18 protein-coding genes are annotated in these 20,700 nt (G+C 30.4%); 12 read left to right on the top strand and 6 right to left on the bottom strand.

Annotated features, from left to right (window positions below; all coding sequences use genetic code 11):
• Positions 1-61: 61 nt before the first annotated feature.
• From raiA to rimI, 6 genes are read left to right on the top strand one after another with little or no spacing between them, the layout of a single operon-like run.
• Positions 62-337: a ribosome-associated translation inhibitor RaiA gene (raiA, locus tag ABDH49_04505; protein ID MEN3046227.1), complete on the top strand. Its 276-nt coding sequence runs from the start codon at positions 62-64 to the stop codon at positions 335-337.
• Positions 334-1,284 carry an HPr(Ser) kinase/phosphatase gene (gene hprK / locus ABDH49_04500; protein MEN3046226.1) on the top strand — a complete coding sequence of 317 codons (951 nt, stop codon included), beginning with the start codon at positions 334-336 and terminating at the stop codon, positions 1,282-1,284. The genes raiA and hprK overlap by 4 nt, the downstream gene beginning before the upstream one ends.
• Positions 1,285-1,316: 32 nt before the next feature.
• Positions 1,317-2,948 carry a transglycosylase SLT domain-containing protein gene (locus tag ABDH49_04495; GenBank protein MEN3046225.1) on the top strand — a complete coding sequence of 544 codons (1,632 nt, stop codon included), beginning with the start codon at positions 1,317-1,319 and terminating at the stop codon, positions 2,946-2,948.
• Positions 2,945-4,780, top strand: coding sequence for an Ig-like domain-containing protein (locus tag ABDH49_04490; GenBank protein MEN3046224.1), 1,836 nt, complete (start codon positions 2,945-2,947; stop codon positions 4,778-4,780). The genes ABDH49_04495 and ABDH49_04490 overlap by 4 nt, the downstream gene beginning before the upstream one ends.
• Positions 4,768-5,373, top strand: coding sequence for a hypothetical protein (locus ABDH49_04485; GenBank protein ID MEN3046223.1), 606 nt, complete (start codon positions 4,768-4,770; stop codon positions 5,371-5,373). The genes ABDH49_04490 and ABDH49_04485 overlap by 13 nt, the downstream gene beginning before the upstream one ends.
• Positions 5,342-5,806: a ribosomal protein S18-alanine N-acetyltransferase gene (rimI, locus tag ABDH49_04480; GenBank protein MEN3046222.1), complete on the top strand. Its 465-nt coding sequence runs from the start codon at positions 5,342-5,344 to the stop codon at positions 5,804-5,806. The genes ABDH49_04485 and rimI overlap by 32 nt, the downstream gene beginning before the upstream one ends.
• Here the strand turns inward: rimI and ABDH49_04475 are convergent.
• The 4 genes from ABDH49_04475 to ABDH49_04460 are packed head-to-tail and all read right to left on the bottom strand — an operon-like array spanning position 5,753 to position 11,281.
• Positions 5,753-6,409: a DUF92 domain-containing protein gene (locus tag ABDH49_04475; protein ID MEN3046221.1), complete on the bottom strand. Its 657-nt coding sequence runs from the start codon at positions 6,407-6,409 to the stop codon at positions 5,753-5,755. The two genes, rimI and ABDH49_04475, sit on opposite strands and share 54 nt — an antisense overlap.
• Positions 6,409-8,145, bottom strand: a complete 1,737-nt coding sequence (locus tag ABDH49_04470) for an ABC transporter ATP-binding protein (protein ID MEN3046220.1) — start codon at positions 8,143-8,145, stop codon at positions 6,409-6,411. Before ABDH49_04470 ends, ABDH49_04475 begins: the two co-directional genes overlap by 1 nt.
• Positions 8,145-9,866 (bottom strand): ABC transporter ATP-binding protein, encoded by a 1,722-nt coding sequence (locus ABDH49_04465; GenBank protein MEN3046219.1) that lies wholly within the window; start codon positions 9,864-9,866, stop codon positions 8,145-8,147. Before ABDH49_04465 ends, ABDH49_04470 begins: the two co-directional genes overlap by 1 nt.
• A gap of 5 nt (positions 9,867-9,871) precedes the next feature.
• Complete coding sequence (locus tag ABDH49_04460; protein MEN3046218.1) at positions 9,872-11,281, bottom strand: OmpA family protein; 1,410 nt, start codon at positions 11,279-11,281, stop codon at positions 9,872-9,874.
• Positions 11,282-11,302: 21 nt separating this feature from the next.
• Here ABDH49_04460 and ABDH49_04455 point away from each other — a divergent pair, with 21 nt between their 5' ends.
• Together ABDH49_04455 and ABDH49_04450 are read left to right on the top strand one after the other, a co-directional pair.
• On the top strand, positions 11,303-11,884 hold the full coding sequence (locus ABDH49_04455; protein MEN3046217.1) for a SagB/ThcOx family dehydrogenase: 582 nt from the start codon (positions 11,303-11,305) through the stop codon (positions 11,882-11,884).
• Complete coding sequence (locus ABDH49_04450; GenBank protein MEN3046216.1) at positions 11,885-12,808, top strand: radical SAM protein; 924 nt, start codon at positions 11,885-11,887, stop codon at positions 12,806-12,808.
• A gap of 21 nt (positions 12,809-12,829) precedes the next feature.
• On the opposite strand, the gene ABDH49_04445 is transcribed toward ABDH49_04450, so the two are convergent.
• Positions 12,830-13,378: a flavin reductase family protein gene (locus ABDH49_04445; protein ID MEN3046215.1), complete on the bottom strand. Its 549-nt coding sequence runs from the start codon at positions 13,376-13,378 to the stop codon at positions 12,830-12,832.
• 115 nt (positions 13,379-13,493) lie between these two features.
• Between ABDH49_04445 and ABDH49_04440 the strand changes: the two genes are divergently transcribed.
• The 4 genes from ABDH49_04440 to ABDH49_04425 are packed head-to-tail and all read left to right on the top strand — an operon-like array spanning position 13,494 to position 19,519.
• On the top strand, positions 13,494-14,558 hold the full coding sequence (locus tag ABDH49_04440) for a glucose-1-phosphate thymidylyltransferase (protein ID MEN3046214.1): 1,065 nt from the start codon (positions 13,494-13,496) through the stop codon (positions 14,556-14,558).
• Complete coding sequence (locus tag ABDH49_04435) at positions 14,555-17,554, top strand: hypothetical protein (GenBank protein MEN3046213.1); 3,000 nt, start codon at positions 14,555-14,557, stop codon at positions 17,552-17,554. The genes ABDH49_04440 and ABDH49_04435 overlap by 4 nt, the downstream gene beginning before the upstream one ends.
• Positions 17,541-18,140, top strand: a complete 600-nt coding sequence (locus tag ABDH49_04430) for a TIGR00296 family protein (GenBank protein ID MEN3046212.1) — start codon at positions 17,541-17,543, stop codon at positions 18,138-18,140. The genes ABDH49_04435 and ABDH49_04430 overlap by 14 nt, the downstream gene beginning before the upstream one ends.
• Complete coding sequence (locus ABDH49_04425) at positions 18,140-19,519, top strand: NAD-dependent epimerase/dehydratase family protein (GenBank protein ID MEN3046211.1); 1,380 nt, start codon at positions 18,140-18,142, stop codon at positions 19,517-19,519. Before ABDH49_04430 ends, ABDH49_04425 begins: the two co-directional genes overlap by 1 nt.
• Here ABDH49_04425 and ABDH49_04420 read toward each other — a convergent pair.
• Positions 19,498-20,682, bottom strand: a complete 1,185-nt coding sequence (locus ABDH49_04420; GenBank protein ID MEN3046210.1) for a DegT/DnrJ/EryC1/StrS family aminotransferase — start codon at positions 20,680-20,682, stop codon at positions 19,498-19,500. The two genes, ABDH49_04425 and ABDH49_04420, sit on opposite strands and share 22 nt — an antisense overlap.
• Positions 20,683-20,700 lie beyond the last annotated feature (18 nt).

The raw sequence follows: 20,700 nt of genomic DNA, 5'->3' as shown, positions 1-20,700 counted from the left end.
AAATTTATCAAGGTTCAATCCCTATGAATTTAATTTTACTTCCATGAAAAGTCTAAATATTATGGCAAAAAATTTTGAATTAACCGATGATATGAGAAGATATGTCGAAAAGAGGCTTTCGAAAATTGATAGGTTTTCAAATCATATAATAAAGTCAAACCTAATTTTTGAAGAACAAAGAGGGAGATATCGTGGAGAAATAATCATAGAAGTAACAAGAAAGGGGATCTTAAAAGCAGAAGCACAAAATTCAGACTTTTTTTCAGTTGTAGATGATCTTAAAGATAAAATTACCTCCCAGCTTAAAAAATATGAACAAAAATTAAAGGGAATGTGAAAGAACTCGAAAATCTAAAAATATACTTTAACGAAATTAAAGTTTGTGATCTTGTTAATATTTTAAAAAAAAGATTTACATTAATAAACCATACTCCGGAATTAAGGCTTAGTGCTGTAATTCAGAATGCTAACTTAAATAGACCCGCTCTTCTTTTTAAGGGATTTGAAAAAATATTTTTATACGACCGAATTCAGATTATTGGTGAGACTGAGATTCTTGTTCTTGAATCTCTGAATGAAGAAGAAAGATTAAGGGCTATAAAAAAATTTTTTTCATACCCTATACCTGCAATTTTCGTTACAAAAGGTTTTAAACCCCCCTTTGATCTTTTAGAAAGGGCAAAAGAAAATAAGGTACCACTTTTTACTGTAACTGAGCCTACAACTTCATTTATGAGGGAACTCTTTTTTATCCTATCTTCCCTTTTATCGCCATACACAGTTTTGCATGGAAACATTGTAAGTGTCTATAACGTGGGAATACTATTTTTAGGAAGAAGCGGAATAGGAAAATCAGAGTGTTCACTTGAACTTGTAGAAAGAGGTCACAAGCTTGTGGGCGATGATCTTGTCAAAATAATAAGACATCCTGAAAATTTTCTTATTGGAGAAGCCTTTAAAGAAGAAGTCAAAACTTTTTTAGAAATTAGGGGCATAGGAATACTCGATATTCTTTCTCTTTTTGGGCCAAGCTCATGTCTTGATAGGACAAAAATTGACATTGTAATAAAACTAATAGATTGGAGCGAAACACTAGATGTCGAGAGGATTGGTTTAAAAGAAAAAAAAGTTAATATCCTTGGTATAAACGTTCCATATATAGAACTTCCTCTAAATCCTGGAAAGCATATTTCAGTTCTTGTTGAGGCAGTAGCTCTTAATTACCTCACTAAGGAAAAGGGCTACATCTCAGCAGAAAGATTCTTTAGCAAACTTCGAGGATAAATATTTTTCTAAAAACTTTTATACTCCCTTTTTTGATTTTAAAATTTCCAGAAAAAGAACTATTTATAAAAGGAGAATACAAAAAAATAATTGAAAACTATAAAGACTCTCCATTATTTGAGGAAGCTTTCATTAGACATCTTGAAAAAATCTCTGATAGTGACTCTTTTTTTGAAGCTTTAGAAAAAAAACATAAAAAGTTTTCAACTAAAAGAGAAATAAGAATTTTGTATCTAAAGGCAAAATTTTACCGAAAAATAGGAAATTATAAAAAAAGTAAAGAAATAGAAAAAAGTATAATAAAAAAATATAGTAAAAGTCCTGAAGCACTCGAAATAGCCTTAAAAAGAGAAAAGCCAATTCTTGATATAATAAGGGTTTTATACGCTCAAGAAAAGTGGAAAGAAATGATAAAAAAAACTAAAAACAAAAAAATTAGAAATCCAGAGCTAAATTATTTAATAGGATACGCCTACTATAAACTTAAAAACTATAAAAAAGCTATAGAGTTTTTTAAAAGTTCACTTTTAGGTGGATACGAAAAAAAAGATCTTGTTAACTTCTATAAGGGAATAAGTTTTTTATATCAGGGAGATACTCTAAGAGCAATTAAGTCTTTTTCTAGAAATACTAATGCAAACTCGCATTTTTTAGAACCTTCCCTCAGAGAACTAAGACTGATTTATCTTAAAAGTAATACCTTTAAAGAAAAAATTGAAAAAATATTTGATAAACTAAATGTTCTGAATGAGGAGATTATTTACTTTTATTACGATAAAGGGGATTATAAAAGAGTCATAAAACTTCTAGACGCTGTTGAAAAGAAAGAGCTAAAAGCAATGTATCTTGAATATACTATAAAAAGAGACGAGAAAATTCTCGAGGAAATTAAAAGAGAACATCCCCTTTCTTTCTTTTATCTTCAGCATAAGTCTCCTTGTATAAGTCCTGATTCTAGCATTAAAGCTATCCTGAGAGACAGTTCTTCAAAACCACTATACGATACTATAAAACTTTTACTTGAGTTAAATCTAATTGATGATATTGAAGAAAAGATAAAAAGTATAGAAAAGAAGGAAAATTTTTTATATTTATCAAAGTTCTTCTTTGAAAACAAAAATTTTTATCTTTCCACAATTCTTGCGAGAAAATATTACTATTTCCTAAGAGAAAGGGGAGACACCTGTTTCGATGAAGAATTTTTAAAAATTTTATTTCCAACACCATATGAAGATATTGTTTTAAAATTATCGGAAAAATACGGCTTAGATCCTGCACTTTTATACGCTTTAATGCGAAGAGAATCAATTTTTGACTCATTAGCTATCTCTCCAAGAGGCGCAAAAGGAATCATGCAAATAATAGAGGAAACTGCGAAAAAAGTTAAAGAGGGAGAGTTCAACTTATTCAAATTAGAGGATAACATAGAAATTGGTTCAAAAATATTAAAGTCTTTAATTGATACTTTTGGACTTTATTTTGGCATCTGTGCCTATAACGCTGGAAATGAAGCAGTAAAAAATTGGATCGAATTTTTACCAAAAGACAATATTTCTATCTTTTATAACATTCCCTATAAAGAAACAAGAAATTACCTTTTTAACGTTTTATCAGACTACCTGGTTTACAAATTTCTTTACCCTAATTTAAAATTAAAAATATGAAAAAGCTTTTATTGTTTATAATTTTTATATATCTTTTTTCGTTATGTAAAAGAAAAGATGAAGAACCTCCAAGAATATGGATTATTTCCCCAAGTGAAAATGAGACTTTTTTCCCCGATACTATAAAAATAAAAGTAAAAGCAGAGGACAACGAAGGGATAGACTACATTGAAGTTTTTGTTGATGGATTTTCAATTGGAAAAAAAGAAAGTAGCTACGGAGAGTTTTTATGGGATGGTAGTACAAGTAAAGACTCATCTGTACATACTGTATATGCTAAAGCACTTGATTTTGCAGGTAATGTTGGTAGATCAAAAGATGTTAAATTTATAATTTACTCATCAAACCATCCACCTAAAATTAAACTTATTAAACCTGACTCAGGGGCAATTCTTAATAGTTATAAAGTAAGCTTTATATATAGTGGAAAAGATAAAGACACTTTTGATACTTTACTTTACACTATTCACTTAGATACATTTCCCTACCCCATATTTAAAGAACCAATCGTCAAAAATTATAAGGATACAATCTTTACAATTGAAAATTTAATTCCAAACAAAAAATATTATTGGCAGGTTATAGTATCAGATATCCTTGGACTTAAGGATACATCATCTATTTACTTTTTTTTAACACCTCCTTTAAATCGTAAACCAATGCCACCATCAAATCCTTCACCTCCTGATGGAAGTGTTGATGTGGATTACACTCCAAGACTATCTTACTACTCCTTTGATCCTGATGGTGATTCACTCAATTTTAGAATTAGGTTAGATACAAGTAGCTTTTTTATAAATCCCCTTTTAAATATCATAACAAGAGACACTTTTTATAAGATAATTGATTCACTTACACCAGGATTAAAGTATTTTTGGCAAGTAAAGGTATATGACACTAAAGGGGATTCAGCAACTGGTAACATCTGGAAATTTAATGTAAAAAAAACCAAATTAATATTATTAAATTCAATAGAAGGCCTTTATAAAGATATAGAAGTATTTCATGATACGGTTTTTGCTTTAAAAGCCCCAAATAAACTTGAAATATATGCTGAAAATTTCGGAAATCTCATTTATCTTAAAAGTTTTGATTTACCCAATTTTTCGTTCAGGGTTTATTATAAAAAGCCTTACATTTTTGTTCTATATGGAAGTGGTGGACCAAAAAAATTAGGACTGTATAAAAAAGAAAACCTTGATTTAACTTTTTTAGATGAATTTTCATTAAGCTCAGGATCTATAAGAGAAGTTTTATTTTATGAAAACTATATATATGTCGTAACACTTTACGGTTTTAAAATCTTAAAAATAATTTCTGACACACTTGCAGAAATAAATAGTATATATACAAGTTTTCAAGTCTTGGATGGAGATATAGGATATAATAACTTATATTTAGTTGGTGGTAACTACCTTGAAGCTTTTTCTTTAAACTTACCAGAAAATCCTTACTCACTTTTTAAAAAGAGTACTCAATTTTCAAATTTAACAAACATAAAAATACAAGGAAGCTACATTTTGATTAATTCTTTTAATCCTTCTCCACCTCCATACTATCTGCTTTTATACTATATCACCGACCCATATGTAGAACCAATTCTTAATTATGTTCTTTCATATACAGAAAACGTCAAAATGATAAAAAATCTTAAAAAAGTGTTTGGGCTATTTAACCCCAATTCAGTCCAGTTAGTTTATACGAATACAGAGGGAATCCATTTTTACTCAGAAAATCTCCCTCTTTCAGGAGTAGAATCGGGCTTTGTGAACCTGCCCTATCTATTTATCGCTTCTCAGAACGGTCTATATGTAGTTCTATGTCAGAAATAGTTATCGAAAGTTCATCTAAATTTCCATCAATTGGAATTAAAGAAAAAAATACCTTTAAAGTTTATTATTCAGGAAAAGAAGGAAATCACTCAACTTTTTTCTTTGAGATTTTAAATGAAATAAATCTTAATAACGTTGAACTTATAATCATAACAATAGGACCTGGTAGATTCACCTCCTTAAGAGTCGGACTTTCCCTTGCTCTTGGCATTGCTATTCCCAGAAAAATAGAAATAGTTCCCCTCGTTACCTTTGACGTTATAGAACATAAGATCTCTAATAAATTTTCGAACTACGGTATTTTTTTAAAAAAAGGGAGTGAAGGCTTTCTTTTTAGAAAAAAAGGTGACAGTAAAATTTATATCGTAAAAGAGCTTATCCCAGATATTCCTCTTTTTACATTTGAACCAGCACAAATAAACTATGACTATAACCTAATAATTTTAGATCCTTTTCTAATCTATGAATTTTACGAACAAAAAAAAGATAAAGTAATAAGAACAGCCGATTACGAAAAAATAAAACCTCTTTATTCATTTTTGCCCTATGAAAAATCCCTTATTGAGAAAGGCAAAATTAAGGGATTTACCTGAAATACTAAAAATCGAAAGAGAAGTTTTTCCTGATCCTTGGTCCATCTACTCTTTTATTTATGAATTAAAAAACCCAGCAAACTACTTTACAGTTCTTGAACTTGATGGAATGATAATAGGCTACTTAATAGCTGGCGAGTACGAAAAAAGTTATCACCTAAAAAATATTGCAGTAAGAAAAAACTTTCAAAGTATGGGATACGGCAAAATTCTTTTAGAAGACCTTATAAAAAAAGCAAAAAGAGAACTTAAAAGTTATATCTTTTTGGAAGTAAGAGTTACAAACGAAAGAGCTATAAAATTTTATGAGAAATTTGGTTTTAAAAAAGTTAGATTAATAAGGGGATACTACAGCTTTAAAGAGGATGCCTATGAATACTTACTTAAGCTTAATAAGGACGAAGAAAACCAAGGGAGAAAAAACTGTTATTAAAAAATTAATAAAATCTGAGGTAAAAATTTTAAACTTTCCCCCTAAATATGAACCTAAAATAGAATCTAGAATATTTCCTAAAAAGCCCGAAATAAAAATTGGTAGAATATAGGAAGTTTTAAGGGAAAAAAAAGAAAAAATAAGGGCACCAAGCGCTCCCATAATCGTTCCTATAAGTGAAACAGCACCTTCTGTACCAGGTTTTACCTTTTTAAAACCCTTTAAGGTGTATGCATTTTTTGAAAAGGCAATCCCTGTTTCACTGGACCAGGTATCTGATAGAACTGCTGATAGTGAAGAGAGAAAAAGATGATAATCAAAGAATGACAAAACTGCAGGAACTAAACCATTTGCTAAAACCTGCTTGTAGTTTCGCGCTGGATGCTTCTCTTTCCTAAAGTAACCCCAAAATAAGGAAGAAAAAACAAAAAAAATAACGGCAAAAGCACCCTTTAAACCCAAATTGTAAAAAACAGCTGAACCAACAAATACAATAGTGAAAAAAGAATTATTTTCAAAAAATTTAAGATAAATAAGAATAAATGCTATAAAAGAAGTCAAAATTATGCAGAAGTAAAGATATAAAAAGTCAAAGAAACCCATTAAACAATAACGTCCAGTCTTCCAACTTTTAGTAATTTACTATAAAACCCGTCCATTTCTAGAAGCTCTTGATGAGTCCCCATTTCAACAATTCTTCCCTTAAAAATTACTACTATTTTATCACAGTTTTTAATTGTTGAAAGTCTATGAGCTATTATTATTGAAGTTCTATCTTTCAAAAGTTCTTCAATTGCCTTGTAAATGAGGTACTCTGTATAAGAGTCAATGTTACTTGTCGCTTCATCTAAAATTACAATCTTTTTATCGAAAGCAAAAATCCTGGCTATCGCAACAAGCTGCTTTTCACCAACAGAAAGTGAGTTAGAACTTATCTTTGTCATTAAACCCTTTGGTAGCCTTTCAATTAGATACGATAAATAACTCCTTTTAATTGCCTCTTTGATTTTCTCATCTGGAATACTATCATAAAGCTTTATATTATTTAAAAGGGTATCCTCGAAAATAAAGTTTTCTTGTAAAACAACTCCTATTTGGTTTCTTAAAGTTTTAAGATCATAGTCTTTTATATCGATTCCATCAATTAGGATTTTGCCCTTCTGCACTGGATAAAAACCTAAAAGCAAATTAATAATTGTGCTTTTTCCTGAACCAGTTGGACCGACAAGAGCAACTTTTTCACCTTTTCTAATTTCCAGGGAGATTCCCTTTAAAACCCACTCACCTTTTTCCTCATAAGAAAAATAAACGTCCTTAAAGACAATATTTCCTTCAATTTTTTTTACAATTCCAGTACTTTTTACTTCTGGAATTTCTCTGAAAATTTCGTCAATCCTTTCAAGTGCTGCTAAAGCTGATTGAAAAATGTTATATTTTTCTGAAAGATCCATTATTGGTCTATAAAACATTCTTACATAAGAAATAAAGGCTACAAGAGAACCTATCGTAAAATTTCCGCTTACAATCATAGGTCCAGATATAAGAATTATCAAGGAAATAGACAGAAATTCATGAAAATCAACAAGTGGTCTAAAAATCGCAAGACTTTTAACCTGCCTTATATTTGCCTCTAAAAGATTCTTATTAATCCTACCAAACCTTTCTTTAAAAAAGTCTTCTTTTTTAAAAATGTTTATAGTTTTTATTCCCGAAAAACTTTCCTGAACAAAGGTGTTAACTTCAGAAATATATTTTCTTATGTCTCCATAAGCCTTTCTTGCAACTCTTCTAAATTTATTAGAGACATAAAAAAGAGAGGGAACTAAAATTAAAATTGAAAGAGTTAAAAAGGTATTCATTTTTAACATAACAAAAAAGATTCCAAAAAGAAGAAGAATGTCTTTTAAAAGATAAACAAGAACTGAAGAAAAAAACTCATTTAAAGACTGAACATCATTTGTTAATCTCGTTACGATCTTTCCAACAGAATTTCTGTCGAAAAAAGATAACTTAAGAGAAAGTATCTTATCGAGCAACCTGTTTCTTATATCCATCATTACACTGTTTCCTATATAGTTAACAAGCACTATAAAAAAATAGGTACTTAAAGAAGATAGCAAAACTAAGAGTAAATAGATTATTGAATACTTATAGAGCTTTCTTATTTCTCCATTATTTAAAAAGGGTATGATACCCCTATCAATGGTCTCTTTTAATATTATCGGAGAAAACATATCACAAGCCGTTGTAACTAAAAGAACTATAAAAGCTAAAAATAAAAGAGTTGAATAGGGTTTTACAAATCTTACTATATAGCGAAGAAGCTTTATATCCTCCATTACGTTTTTATTTCTTCTCTCATCAGGGCTGTTTGAAGTTCGTAAAGAGCACTGAAAAATCCACCCTTGTTTATAAGTTCAAAAGGAGTACCTCTTTCAACAATTTCTCCCTTTTCAAAAACAAGAACTTCATCACATTTCATCAAAACTTTTATTCTTGTTGAAACTAAAATTAACGTTATACCTTCAAATTCTCTTAAAATGTTCTCAAAAACTTTACCTTCTGTTTCAAAATCAAGGGAAGAGAGGGCATCATCAATAAGTAAAATCTTTGGTTTTTTAAAGAAAATCCTTGATAGACTTAACCTCTGCCTCTGACCCCCAGAAAGAGTAACACCTTTTTCTCCTACAACAGTAGAAATCCCCTCCTTAAAGTCATTTATGTCCCTTTCTAAACATGAAAACTCTAGAGCCTCGTAAATTCTACTCTCAGGTAAATCAAACTCACAACCAATAAGAGCATTTTCTTTTATTGTAGCTGAAAAAATAAAGGGCTCCTGCTCAACTAAAATAACATTTTCTCTAAGATCCTCTATTCTGTAATTTTTTATGTCTATGCCATCTATAAATATAGTACCATCTGGAGGATCATATATTCTTGAGAGAAGATATAAAAGCGTTGATTTCCCTCCACCGGGCTTTCCTGTTATACCAATAATCTTTTTAGGTTCAATCGTAATATTTATATTTTTTAAAACAGTCCTACCATTTAAGCTATAGCTCAAATTTTTAATTTCAATTTTACCCTTTAAATTTTCGTCAATTTTTAGGTAACCATCTTCTATCTCATTTTTCTCTAAAAAAAGGGCATTAATTCTACTCATTGAAGCTGAGGCCCTTTGAAAGGCATTTAAAGTCCAACCTAACGCCATAACAGGCCATACAAGTAGATCAAGATAAGATATAAAAGCTACAAAGTCACCAAGACTAAGATCCTTGTCTAATACTTTCTTTCCTCCAAGTGTCAAAAGAAAAAAAATTGAAAGACCTGATATGAAAATTATTAAAGCTTCAAAAATTCCATAAATAAAGGCTAAATTTAAATTTTCTTTCAAATATTTCTCATTTTCTTCTGAAAACTCCTTAAGTTTACTCTTTTCTAAAACAAAAGATTTAACTATCCTTATAGAACTAACAATTTCCTTTGACTTTTCAGTTAAATCTGAGAATTTTTCTTGAACTTTTTTAAAAGAGTTATGAATTTTAGGTCCTATGAAAATCATAAGTAATGAGAGAAAGGGAAAAGGTACAAGAACAAAAAGAGTTAATTTAGGTGAAATTGAAAACATAATAATAAAAGAAAAAGTTACCATTATCAAAAAGTCAAAAAAGGCGACCATCCCTATGCCAGAGGCTATTTTTATAGCCTCAAGATCATTAGTTATATGAGCCATAAGATTTCCAACGCCCTTTTTGCTAAAAAAGTTAGGATGAAGCATTATAAGATGATCATAAAGTTTCTTCCTTAAAAAAGCCTCTATTTCTCGAGCTGCCCCCAATATATAGTAGCGCCAAAAAAACCTAAATATGAGAATAAAAATTGACAAAATGAGAATAAAAATTGAATATTTCAAAAATGTGAAAAACTCCTTATTTTTCTCAATAGCTTGAATTACTTCTCTTATGACAAGCGGTAATATAAGCTGCGCCCCATCTACAATAAAAAGAGCAAAAAGTCCGATAAAAAAACTCTTTTTCCATCTAAGAAAAAGTTTTATCAAAGAACTCATTTTTTCTCTATTATTATTTCAACCCTTCTATTTTGAGCTCTACCCTCCTCTGTAGTGTTAGAGGCTATTGGTCTTTTATCCCCAAATCCCTCATACTCAAACTCTAAATTTGATAGGTTTTCAACCAAAATAAAATAGTCACAAACCGCCTTAGCTCTTGCCTTTGAAAGTTCAAGATTATCCTTAAATTTTGACTTTAAAAGAGGACCTATTGGAATATTATCTGTATGACCCTCAACTCTTACCTTGTAGCGTGGATAAGTCCTTAAGAAATTAGCTATTTTTTTAAGTGTTAAAATACTTTCCACAGTTAAACCTGTTCCCCCTATTTCAAAATGAACAGCCTTTTCAGTTGCAGTTATTTTAATAAACTCTTTTTCCTCTTGGATCTTTAAACCCTCTATTTTCCTTAAAGCTTCTAAAGCCTCCTCTCTCAACCTTTTTACCTCCTCCTTTTCACGTTCTAAGATATTTTTTAAAGAATCAATCTCTCTTTTTTTTCTTTCGATTTCTTGGTTAAGCTTAGATGTTTCCTCAAAAATTTTCTGTGCCTCTTTAAATTTTTGTTCAGACTCCGCAATAAGCCTTTTAAGATTTTCCATCTCAATTTTCTTTTTTCTTAATTCCTTTTCTTTCCACTTTTCGTCCCCAATCAAGACATTAAAAGAAAAAGAATATCTAATATCGTTTTTGGGAAGAAAATTAATTGAGGCAGAAAGTAAATAGTCTGTTTTTTCTATGAAGTTTGTGAAATAGGATAAAAAAATAGAAGGGTATGGTTGCATTCCTTCTGTCCATGTGACGCCAATTCCCGGCAAAATCTTTTCTCTAATTATAAATTCAGTGGCAAAACCACCTTGAAGTTTTTGAAACTTACCAAAAGAAAAACTCAAAGCTTGGACACTCACATTCTTAAAAGTTTTAATTTCTGTAATAAAAACTCTTGATATAAATTTTAAATTAAATCCTTTTACACCAGGACCAATTATTAAGCCCTCAAAGAAACTTTTATAAAGAGGACTTTGGATTTTAGATCTAAGACCAGAAATAAGACGCAGATCATCTTCTATAACTCCGTAAAAGCCTAAGTATCCAAAAAGAAAAGATAAAATCTTTGTGCCAGTTAAAAGGGAAAAATCAGTTTCTTTTGCTTTTCCTTGATAAAATTCTGATGAGAGCGTAAAACGGAGTGAGTTAATTGAATCTATGTTGAATCCAGATGAATAAGAATAGTAACCATCCTTTAAAAATATTCCCCTTTTATACTGTAAGGTGTTAATAGAAAAATAGGGTCTTAAAAGATCTTCTTCAAATAAAAGAGAAAAGGGGAAAGAGTAACCTACATTTGATAAGCCAGAAGAAAAGGCTTTTAAATCAAAAAAAAGAAAAATTAGAAATTTTATCATAAATTATTTTATAATAAGGACATGAACAGAATAAAATTAAAGGGGCCCATAATTAAAAATATAGATTTTATTAAGGTTTTGGAAAAAAGAAGGACTAAAAGGGAATTTGACTCCAAAAAAGAATTGAATATAGAGGAAATCTCTGCTCTGCTCTGGGCTACCTATGGAATAACAGAAAAAGAATATGGACTTAGGGCAGCTCCTTCAGCAGGAGCAAGATACCCCCTTGAAATATTCTTTTGTAATAAGGAGGGCCTTTTTAGGTATTTGCCAGAAGAGGATTCAATTATAAAAATAAAAGAGGGTGATCTGAGAGATAAAATATCTGAATTTTCCTATGAACAAGATTTTATTAAAGATGCCCCTGTAGTTTTTATAATTGCCGCAGACTTCCAAAGAACAACCTCAAGATATGGAAAAAGGGGTGAAAGATACGTTTATATTGATGCAGGACATGCTGCACAAAACTTGATGCTATGCGCTACTTATCTTGACCTTGCCTCCTGTCCCGTAGGTGCCTTTGAAGATGATAAAATCAAAAAAATTCTTGAGATAGAATACGAACCAATTTATATTATTCCAGTAGGGTATCCAAAATTTTAATTGAAATTTAAATATATTTACGGACCTGTAAACTCAAGAAGACTGGGGAAATCACTAGGAATAGATCTCTTGCCACTTAAAACTTGTAACTTTAATTGTGTCTTCTGCCAACTTGGAAGAACTCAAAGACTTACAAATGAAAGAAAAGAGTATGTACCTTTTGATGAAGTAGTAAATGAGGTAGTAGAAGGTGTCAAAAGGTTTAATCCCTCTGTTTTAACTTTTTCAGGTTCTGGAGAACCACTTCTTTATTCAAGATTAGGAGAGATGATTGATAAACTAAAACTTCTTTTACCAAATCAGAAAATAGCTCTTCTAACTCATGCACCCTTTCTTAACAGAAAAGAAGTAAGGGATGAGATTAAAAATATCGACATTTTTTGTCCTTCCCTTGATGCAGGAACTGAAGAGACTTTCTTAAAAGTATCAAGACCGCATCCTGATATAAAGTATGAGGAAATAAAAGAGGGCCTTATAAAAATGCGAGAAGAATTTAAGGGAAGATATGAACTTGAAATTATGTACATAGAAGGTCTAAACGATTCTGAAGAAGACATAAAAAACTTACATGATTTTGTGAAAAGGCTTGACCCTCACTTAGTTTACATAAATACCCCTTATAGACCCCCGGCTGAAAGTTGGGTTAGGTTGCCTCCATACGACAAACCACTAGATTTTGCTAGAAAAATAAGTGAGAAAGCTCAAGTTATTTATCTTCCTCAACAGAAACCAAGTGAAGACTTAATTACTTTTGAGGAAATCTTAGAAGCAATAAAGAGAAGACCTTATGAGCTTGAAGAAATAAAAAAATTAACAAAAATGAGTGAAAAAGAACTCAGAGAAGAACTTTTAAAAGAAGTAGAAAAGGGCACACTTAAGGTAACAATAATAGAAGATAAAGAATTTTATTTCTACAGAAAATAGTTTTTCTACTCCGAATTTACCTTACTCTGGTAGAATCAGTTTGGGTTCCTCTATCTCTTTTAAAGTAAAGTATCTGTCCTTACCAAGATAGAGGGCAGGTTTTAGTTCATTGAGATTCGGTAAACCCTCTTCATCAAAAGTTTTTTCCCTTTCATGAACCTCTACGATTTCACCTATAAAAAGTATGTGATCTCCAGTAATTACTTGTCTTTCTTTTATACACTCGTAAACAGCATACGCGTCCTTTAAGTAGGGAGAATTAACTTTTTTTGAGTTACTTAACTCTATGTTAAAGTCTTTTATTTTATCCCTAGTTCTACCACTTATTCTTCCCATTATTGCAAGAAGCTTAGCACTTTTATAATCAACAAAGTTAATTGTAAAATCCTTTGCCTTTACAAGGAGTTCATAGGTATACCTTTTTGGAGATATTAAAACACCATAAAGCGGAGGAGAAAAAGAAAGAGGTGAATGCCAAGCAATTGACATACCATTAACCTTATCACCGTGCTTTACTACTAATATACAGGGTATTACCGGATAACAATGATATAAGTGCTTTACTGACATATTTTTTGTATATACTAAAAGAACTTTAATTTTCAATTTCCCCCAAATCTAACGTATAATATAAAATAATGACTAAATTTAAAATCATTCTAATCCTTACAATAGGATTGATAAAATGAAAGCACTAATTTTAAGTGGAGGGAGAGGAACAAGGTTAAGACCATTAACTCATACCTCGGCAAAACAACTTATCCCTGTGGGAGGAAAACCTATACTTTTTTATGGAATTGAAGCAGTTAGAAATGCTGGTATAGAAAATATTGGTATAGTTATAGGTGAAACAGGTGAAGAGATAAAAAATTCTGTAGGAGATGGCTCAAAGTTTAATGTTAAAGTAACTTACATTTTTCAACCAAAACCTCTTGGTTTAGCTCATGCAGTGAAAATTTCAAAAGACTTTATAGGAGATGAACCCTTCATAGTATTCCTCGGTGATAACCTAATAAAAGATGACTTAAAAAAATTCCGTGAATACTTTGAGAAGAAAAAACTAAATTCACTTATTTTACTTTCAAGAGTTTCAAATCCACAGGACTTTGGGGTTGCCGAGCTTAAAAATGGAAAAGTCGTTAGACTTGTTGAAAAACCTAAAAATCCCCCTTCTGAGTTTGCTTTAGTAGGAGTATACTTTTTTGACAAAAATATATTTAATGCCTGTGAGGAAATAAAACCCTCCTGGAGAAATGAACTTGAGATTACCGATGCTATTCAATGGCTAATTGATAAAAATTTAAACGTTGATGCCCTTCTTATAAAAGGATGGTGGAAAGATACTGGTAAACCTGAAGATCTCATAGAGGCAAATAGATTTGTTCTTGAAGACTTAGAACCTGAAATTGAAGGAAAAATAATTAATTCCAAAATAATAGGTAAAGTTAAAGTGGAAAAAGGGGCTCAGATTATAGAAAGCTTAATAAGGGGTCCTGTGATTATAAAGGCTGGTACAAAAATTATTAAAAGTTATATCGGACCCTTTACATCAATTCAGGAAGATTGTTATATTGAAAATACAGAAATTGAAGACTCAATTATAATGGAAAAAAGTGAAATAAAGAATATAAAGGGAAGAATAGAAATGAGTATAATTGGAAAGGAAGTGAAGATTTTTCAAGATCATTTAAGACCAAGAATTCATAGATTTATATTAGGTGATCATTCAGACGTAAGACTAATTGAATGAATAAATTAAAAGAATTTAAAAAAAGGTTAATTTACTATGAACTAAAAAGATTTTTTATTCTCTTTCTCTCGGCTCTTTTTCTGTCTATTACACTTTTTGGTGTTACAGGTTTTAAGATCATCCTTATTCTTCCATTTTTTACTTTTTTAATACCACTAAGAATTTTTCTTAAAAGCCAGAGTTACTTCGCTTTGGAGTTTGAAAAGTTATTGAAAGGATATGAAGGCAAAATACTCACAGCTTTTATTTACAGAAAAAGTGAAAATAAATTTGAAAAAGCTTACTCTGACTTTATTTTCAGTAAATTAGAAAAAATTGACTTAAAAAAATTGTTAAATAGGAGCTTAAGAAAAGAGGTTAGAGTTTTTATTCTTTCCTTGGCAGTATTAACGATTGGATCCTATCTGTTTAGAGAAAATTTTATAAAAAATTTATTCAACATAAAGGAGCCGAGAGAGAAAATAATTTATAAAAGACTTAAACCCTTTTATTACACCACAGAGCCATTTGTTTATAACGCAAAGATAATAGGGAAAAAGATTGACAAGGTAATTTTTCTTTATAAAAAAAGAGGTAAAAGTTATAAAGAAAGTATACCTGTTTATAATAACAACGTAATTATTACGATAAAGCCGGAGACAGGTGATTTTGAGTTTAAGTTAAGAACTGAAAGTGATGAAACTCCATATCTTAAAACAAAATTTTTGGATCCACCTAAGATAAAAAAAATAAGCGCCTTTAGCGAAGGCCAAGAACTTCCACTTCCGTCCATTAAAATTAAAGAAAATAGAGAAATCGAATTTAAAGTAAGCCTTTCTCTCCCCGTTGACTCAGAAAAAATATTAATAAATAGTTCAAAAATTATCCTAAAAAATAAAAGTGAATTTAGCTTTAAATTTAAGTTCTTTGAAAACTCTAAAATCAGATTTATCCATTACTTAGAAAAGGACAGTTTCCTTGATCCTAACTTGATTCACGTAGAAATCATGAAAGAAATAAAACCTGTTGTAAAAATCCTATATCCTGAGGGCGACGTTAAGGTTCCAGATAACATGAAAATTCCGTTTTTAGTATACGCAAGCGATGATATAGGCCTTGATAAGGCATACGTTTACTTACAGAGAGATAATAAATATGTTCTTGAGAAAATTGTCAAAAAATTTAAAGATAAAAAAGAGGATACTTTTTATTATCTACTTGATCTTGATCCCATAAATCCAAGACCAGGAGAAAACTTCTATGTTCACTTTAGAGTTTATGATAAAGACGAAACTAAAAAATTTTCGGATTCTAGAAAGATTTTAATTCACATGCCCACATTTGAGGAGATATACGAGGAGGTAAAAAAAGAGACAGAAAAATTTAGAGAGGAACTATTGCCAATAAAAAAAGAGGCATCAAACATTTTAAGAGAAATTAAAGAATTAAGAGAAAAAATAAGTGAGAATATAGCAAAAAGCGAATTAACTAGAGAAACTGCTGAAATTAGAAAATCTCTTGAAGAGTTAACTCAGAAATTAGAAGAAATTGAAAACAAAATTAAATCTTTTGAAGAAAATTTAATCTCAATTGATCCAGAGCTAAACGAAAAAATACATAAAATAACAGAATTAATGAAAGAACTATTTAGCGAAGAGCTTAAAAAAGTTTATGAAGATTTAGAAAGAGCTATTAAATTAGAAAATAGAGAACAACTCGAGAAAAGTTTAAAAGAACTGATTCAAAAAAGAGAAATATGGAAAGAAAATTTAGAGAGAACAATTTCTCTACTTGAGAGAATAAAAAAAGAATATCAGCTTAAAAAACTTGTTGAGAGCGCAAAAAATCTGGAAAATAAATTATTTGAGTCACTAAGAGAACCTAGTGAAAAAAATATAAATGAAAACAAGAAAGAACTTAGTAATATAATAAAAGAGATGGAGGATATAAAGGATGAGTACACCGATGAAACTAAGCTAAATATTGAGGAGGCCATAAAAGAGGGGAAAGCTTCGTTAAGTGAGATTGATAGGAAAAATCTAAAGGAAGGATATAAAAAAACAAAGAAGATGAGAGAGAATCTTGAGATGGCACTACAGAATTATTTAAAAAGAAATCTTGAGTTTTCGTTTAAATTAATTGAAAAAGCCTTTTGGGGCCTTATGGGATTCCTAAAAGAAATAGATAACTTCGACCAAGACTACAACATCGCCTACAGAAAATTTGTAGAAGAGATAACTTTAGAAACTAGAAATACTTTACTTTTCCCACATGAAGCAATAAGAGAAATGAAAGTAGCTGCCTTTTTAATGGATGAGTATTTAAATAAGGTTAAATACGGAGGAAAATACCAAGCAGAAGAGATATTAAGGGACATTAGAGCTCAACTTTCAAAATCTTCCTACATTATTCTAAATTTCTCTAGAGAAATTTCAAGTACTCAAGGAAGTGAGGGTGAAATGATGGAAAACTTAATACAAAAACTTTCTGAACTAATAAAAAGACAAGAAAACATAAATAGATTAGCACTTTCTATTTTATCTTTACCACAACCTCTTAAACTTTCTGAAGAAGAAAAGAGACTTCTGCAAGAATTAGCAAAAGAGCAAGGCGAATTATTAAAAGAGCTCTCAGAATTAATTGAAAAGCTTAAGGAAAAGGGCGCTGGGTCAGATATAAGAAATATCCTTGAAGGCGCAGCAAAAGACATGGAAGAATCTAAAGAAAAATTAGAAAGATTTGAGGTTACCGAAAGGCTAAAAGATCTTCAGAAAAGAATAACATCTAGGCTTTTACAGGCACAAAAAAGCGTAAGAAAAAGAGAATTTGTGAAAAAAAGATACGCAGAAAGGCCAAAACCCTATGAAATTTCTATACCTAAAGAAATTACTTTTAAAAATTTCTTTAAAATACTTGAAGGAAAAAGAGAACTTTTAAATGATGAAAAATTTTCTCCAGATTTAAAAGAAATAATTTTAAAATACTATGAAAAGCTTGAAAGATTTGAAGATAAGTAAAGAAGACGGAAAAAAACTTATAGAGCTTGCACGTGAAGCTATTGTCAAATACCTTAAAGGAGAAAACGTTACAGCAAGTGAGGACATAAAGTCAAAATTCTCAGAAAAAATGGGAGTCTTTACAACACTTTATACTTATCCAAAAAAAACCCTAAGAGGATGCATAGGAAATCCTTATCCAAATACTCCCATATGGGAAAACGTAATAATAACCTCCATTGAATCAGCCTTTTATGACCCAAGATTTTCTCCAATAAAAACCGAAGAGGAACTTTCAAATTTAACTATGGAGATAACTATACTAAGTGAACCAAAACTTTTAAAGGTAAATCCTACAAAATACAAAAAATATATCAAAATAGGAAAAACAGGTCTTCTTGTTAAAAGGGGAACAAAAAGGGGACTTTTACTTCCTCAAGTTGCAGTAGAATATGGTTTTGATGAAGAAACGTTTTTATCTGAGACTTGTGTTAAAGCTGGTCTTTCTTATAACGAATGGAAAAATAAGGAAACAGAAGTTTATACCTTTGAGAGTATAAAAATAAAAGAATTAAAACCAGATGGAGAAGTTATAGTCGAGTTATAATGGATAAGTTACCTCTAATTCACAAAAGTAAAACTTTAAAAGAGACTATGCACATGATAAATGAAACTGGTTTAGGTTTAGCTTTTGTTGTAGACAGCAAGGAAAGACTAAAAGGAGTAGTAAGTGACGGAGACATAAGAAGAGCCTTACTCAAAGGAGTAAGTCTAACTGATAAAATCGAAAAAATAATGAATAAAAAACCTATTAAATTCTATGAAGATTGGAATAGAGACAAGATTTTGGTATTAATACAAAAACTAAGAGAGGAAAATAAAATTCCAAAATCAAAAAGCTTAATTGTACCTGTTTTATCAAGAAATAAAAAAATTAAAAGAATTGTAACTATAGAGCCAAAGGGTAATTTCTTCTTTGACTCTATTCCGAAAAAATTGAAAAAAACGAAAAAAGTGCTTGTTATCGGTGGGGCAGGATACATAGGCTCCGTTCTTGTGCGAATGCTCCTTAAAAGAGGTTACAAGGTAAAAGTTTTTGATAACTTACTCTATGGTGATCAGGGAATTATAGATATAAATAGTAAAAAATTTAAATTTTTCAGGGGTGACTTGATAAATACAAGAGATATAGTAGAGGCCATTCAAGATGTAGATCTTGTGGTTCACCTAGCTGCAATAGTAGGGGATCCGTCAAGTAAGCTTAGACCTAGAGAAACTCTTGAAATTAATTATTTTTCAACAAAAAATTTAGGTGAAATAGCAAAATATTTTGGAATAGGCAAGCTCATATTTGCATCTACCTGTAGCGTTTATGGATATAAAGAGGAAAAATGCACAGAAGAAACAGAACCTTCTCCACTTTCACTTTATGCAGAAACAAAGCTATTTTCAGAGAAAGCACTACTTGATCTAAAGGGAGATGGTTTTTCTCCTGTAATACTTAGATTTGCCACAGCTTTTGGATATTCACCAAGAATGCGCTTTGATCTTGTGGTAAATCTTTTAATTGCAAAGGCTTTAAAAGAAAAGAAAATTACGGTGTATGGAGATGGTAAACAGATTAGACCTTTTATGCATGTTAAAGATATTGCAAGGGCAATAATTAAGGTAATAGAGGCTCCTGACTTTAAAGTAGGTGGAGAAATCTTTAACGTAGGCTCTGATAACCTAAATTTAAGTATTTTAGAGGTTGCTGAAAAAATAAGGGAAATGGTTCCTGAATCTAAGATTGTTCTTTTAAAAGAAAAAGAGGACAACAGGAATTATTTTGTTTCCTTTGAAAAAATTAGAAAAACTTTAAAATTTAAGGCAAAGTACGGAATTGAACAAGCAGTAAAGGAAATAAGTGAGGCTTTCGAAAAAGGTAAAATTAAAAATTTCTACAATAAGATCTATAGCAACTACTACTCCTTAAGTGAAATGTAATTTTTTATCTCTTCTTTAAAATCATAAATTCTCTTTATACATTCGCAAATTTTAATAACATCTTTTTTCTTTAAAGAAGAGTAGATAGGCAAACTTATAACGCTATTTGAAATTTTTTCGGTTACTTTTAAGTTTAAATCTTTGAATCTTTCACCAAAAAATTTTTGTTTATGACAGGGAGGATAAAAATACCTTTTTACCTGTATATTTTCTTTTTCAAGAGCCAACTTTACAATATCCCTTTTAAGACCAAATTTTTCTTCGTCTAAAATAATTGAAAAATCCTTAAAAGTTGACCTTACATGCTCTTTGACCTTTTGGAAACTTATACCAGGTAATTCCTTGAGGTTTTCCATATAAATGTTTGCCAACTCGTTCCTTATCTCTACTTCTTCCTCAACTCTCTTTAGAGAAAAAATTCCAAGAATGGCGTGAAGTTCACTCATTCTTGAGTTAAGTCCTATATATTCAAAATCGTTTGTACCAGGATCGCCATAATTTCTCAAAATCTTTATTTTTTCAGCAAGTTCCCTATTATTTGTGGTCACTACACCACCCTCACCTGCCATAACTGTTTTAGTGGGACTTAAACTGAAAATTTCAGCATCTCCAAAACAACCTATTAATTTTCCCCTATACTTAGCTCCAAAAGCATGAGCAGCATCAAATAAAAGAAAAAGATTATACCTTTTAGCTAGCTCTTCAAGATACTCAACCTCACAAGGTGTACCATACACGTGAACTCCAAGGATACCCCTTGTGTCTTCATCAATATTTTTTTCAATACTTTGAGTAGAAATGTTAAGTGTCTCAGGGTCAATATCTGCAAATTTTGGTTCAATGTTATTCCATAAAAGCGATGTAACTGTGACAGGAAAGGTAAAGGATGGAACAATAAACTTAGAGCCTTCAAGTGATAGGGCTTTTAAAGTTAGAACAAGTCCCAATGTGCAACTTGAAACACATATGGCATATGGAACATTAATGTAATCACATATCATTTCTTCAAACTCTCTAACGTATTTACTGTTTGTAATTTGACCAGTTGAAAATATATCTGAGAGTTTTTCTTTTAAATCTTTTACTTTTGGACAAAAGGGTCTACTTATAGGCAAAAGAGTATTAAACGCAGGAGAGCCTCCTAAAATAGCAGGTTTTTTCATTGTTTTATTATAATATAA

This window comes from Candidatus Hydrothermales bacterium (assembly GCA_039630235.1).
In the GTDB taxonomy this organism is placed as follows: domain Bacteria; phylum Hydrothermota; class Hydrothermia; order Hydrothermales; family JAJRUZ01; genus JBCNVI01.
The sequence above is the reverse complement of the archived record's forward strand: the minus strand, read 5'-3'. Positions and strand labels throughout refer to the sequence as shown.

What these genes read in the sequence shown, in the direction of transcription:
- raiA (MEN3046227.1), top strand. Translation starts at nt 62, where the DNA reads ATGGCAAAAAATTTTGAATTAACCGATGATATGAGAAGATATGTCGAA.
- ABDH49_04490 (MEN3046224.1), top strand. Translation starts at nt 2,945, where the DNA reads ATGAAAAAGCTTTTATTGTTTATAATTTTTATATATCTTTTTTCGTTA.
- ABDH49_04485 (MEN3046223.1), top strand. Translation starts at nt 4,768, where the DNA reads ATGTCAGAAATAGTTATCGAAAGTTCATCTAAATTTCCATCAATTGGA.
- ABDH49_04475 (MEN3046221.1), bottom strand. Translation starts at nt 6,409, where the DNA reads ATGGGTTTCTTTGACTTTTTATATCTTTACTTCTGCATAATTTTGACT.
- ABDH49_04470 (MEN3046220.1), bottom strand. Translation starts at nt 8,145, where the DNA reads ATGGAGGATATAAAGCTTCTTCGCTATATAGTAAGATTTGTAAAACCC.
- ABDH49_04460 (MEN3046218.1), bottom strand. Translation starts at nt 11,281, where the DNA reads ATGATAAAATTTCTAATTTTTCTTTTTTTTGATTTAAAAGCCTTTTCT.
- ABDH49_04455 (MEN3046217.1), top strand. Translation starts at nt 11,303, where the DNA reads ATGAACAGAATAAAATTAAAGGGGCCCATAATTAAAAATATAGATTTT.
- ABDH49_04445 (MEN3046215.1), bottom strand. Translation starts at nt 13,378, where the DNA reads ATGTCAGTAAAGCACTTATATCATTGTTATCCGGTAATACCCTGTATA.
- ABDH49_04440 (MEN3046214.1), top strand. Translation starts at nt 13,494, where the DNA reads ATGAAAGCACTAATTTTAAGTGGAGGGAGAGGAACAAGGTTAAGACCA.
- ABDH49_04435 (MEN3046213.1), top strand. Translation starts at nt 14,555, where the DNA reads ATGAATAAATTAAAAGAATTTAAAAAAAGGTTAATTTACTATGAACTA.
- ABDH49_04425 (MEN3046211.1), top strand. Translation starts at nt 18,140, where the DNA reads ATGGATAAGTTACCTCTAATTCACAAAAGTAAAACTTTAAAAGAGACT.
- ABDH49_04420 (MEN3046210.1), bottom strand. Translation starts at nt 20,682, where the DNA reads ATGAAAAAACCTGCTATTTTAGGAGGCTCTCCTGCGTTTAATACTCTT.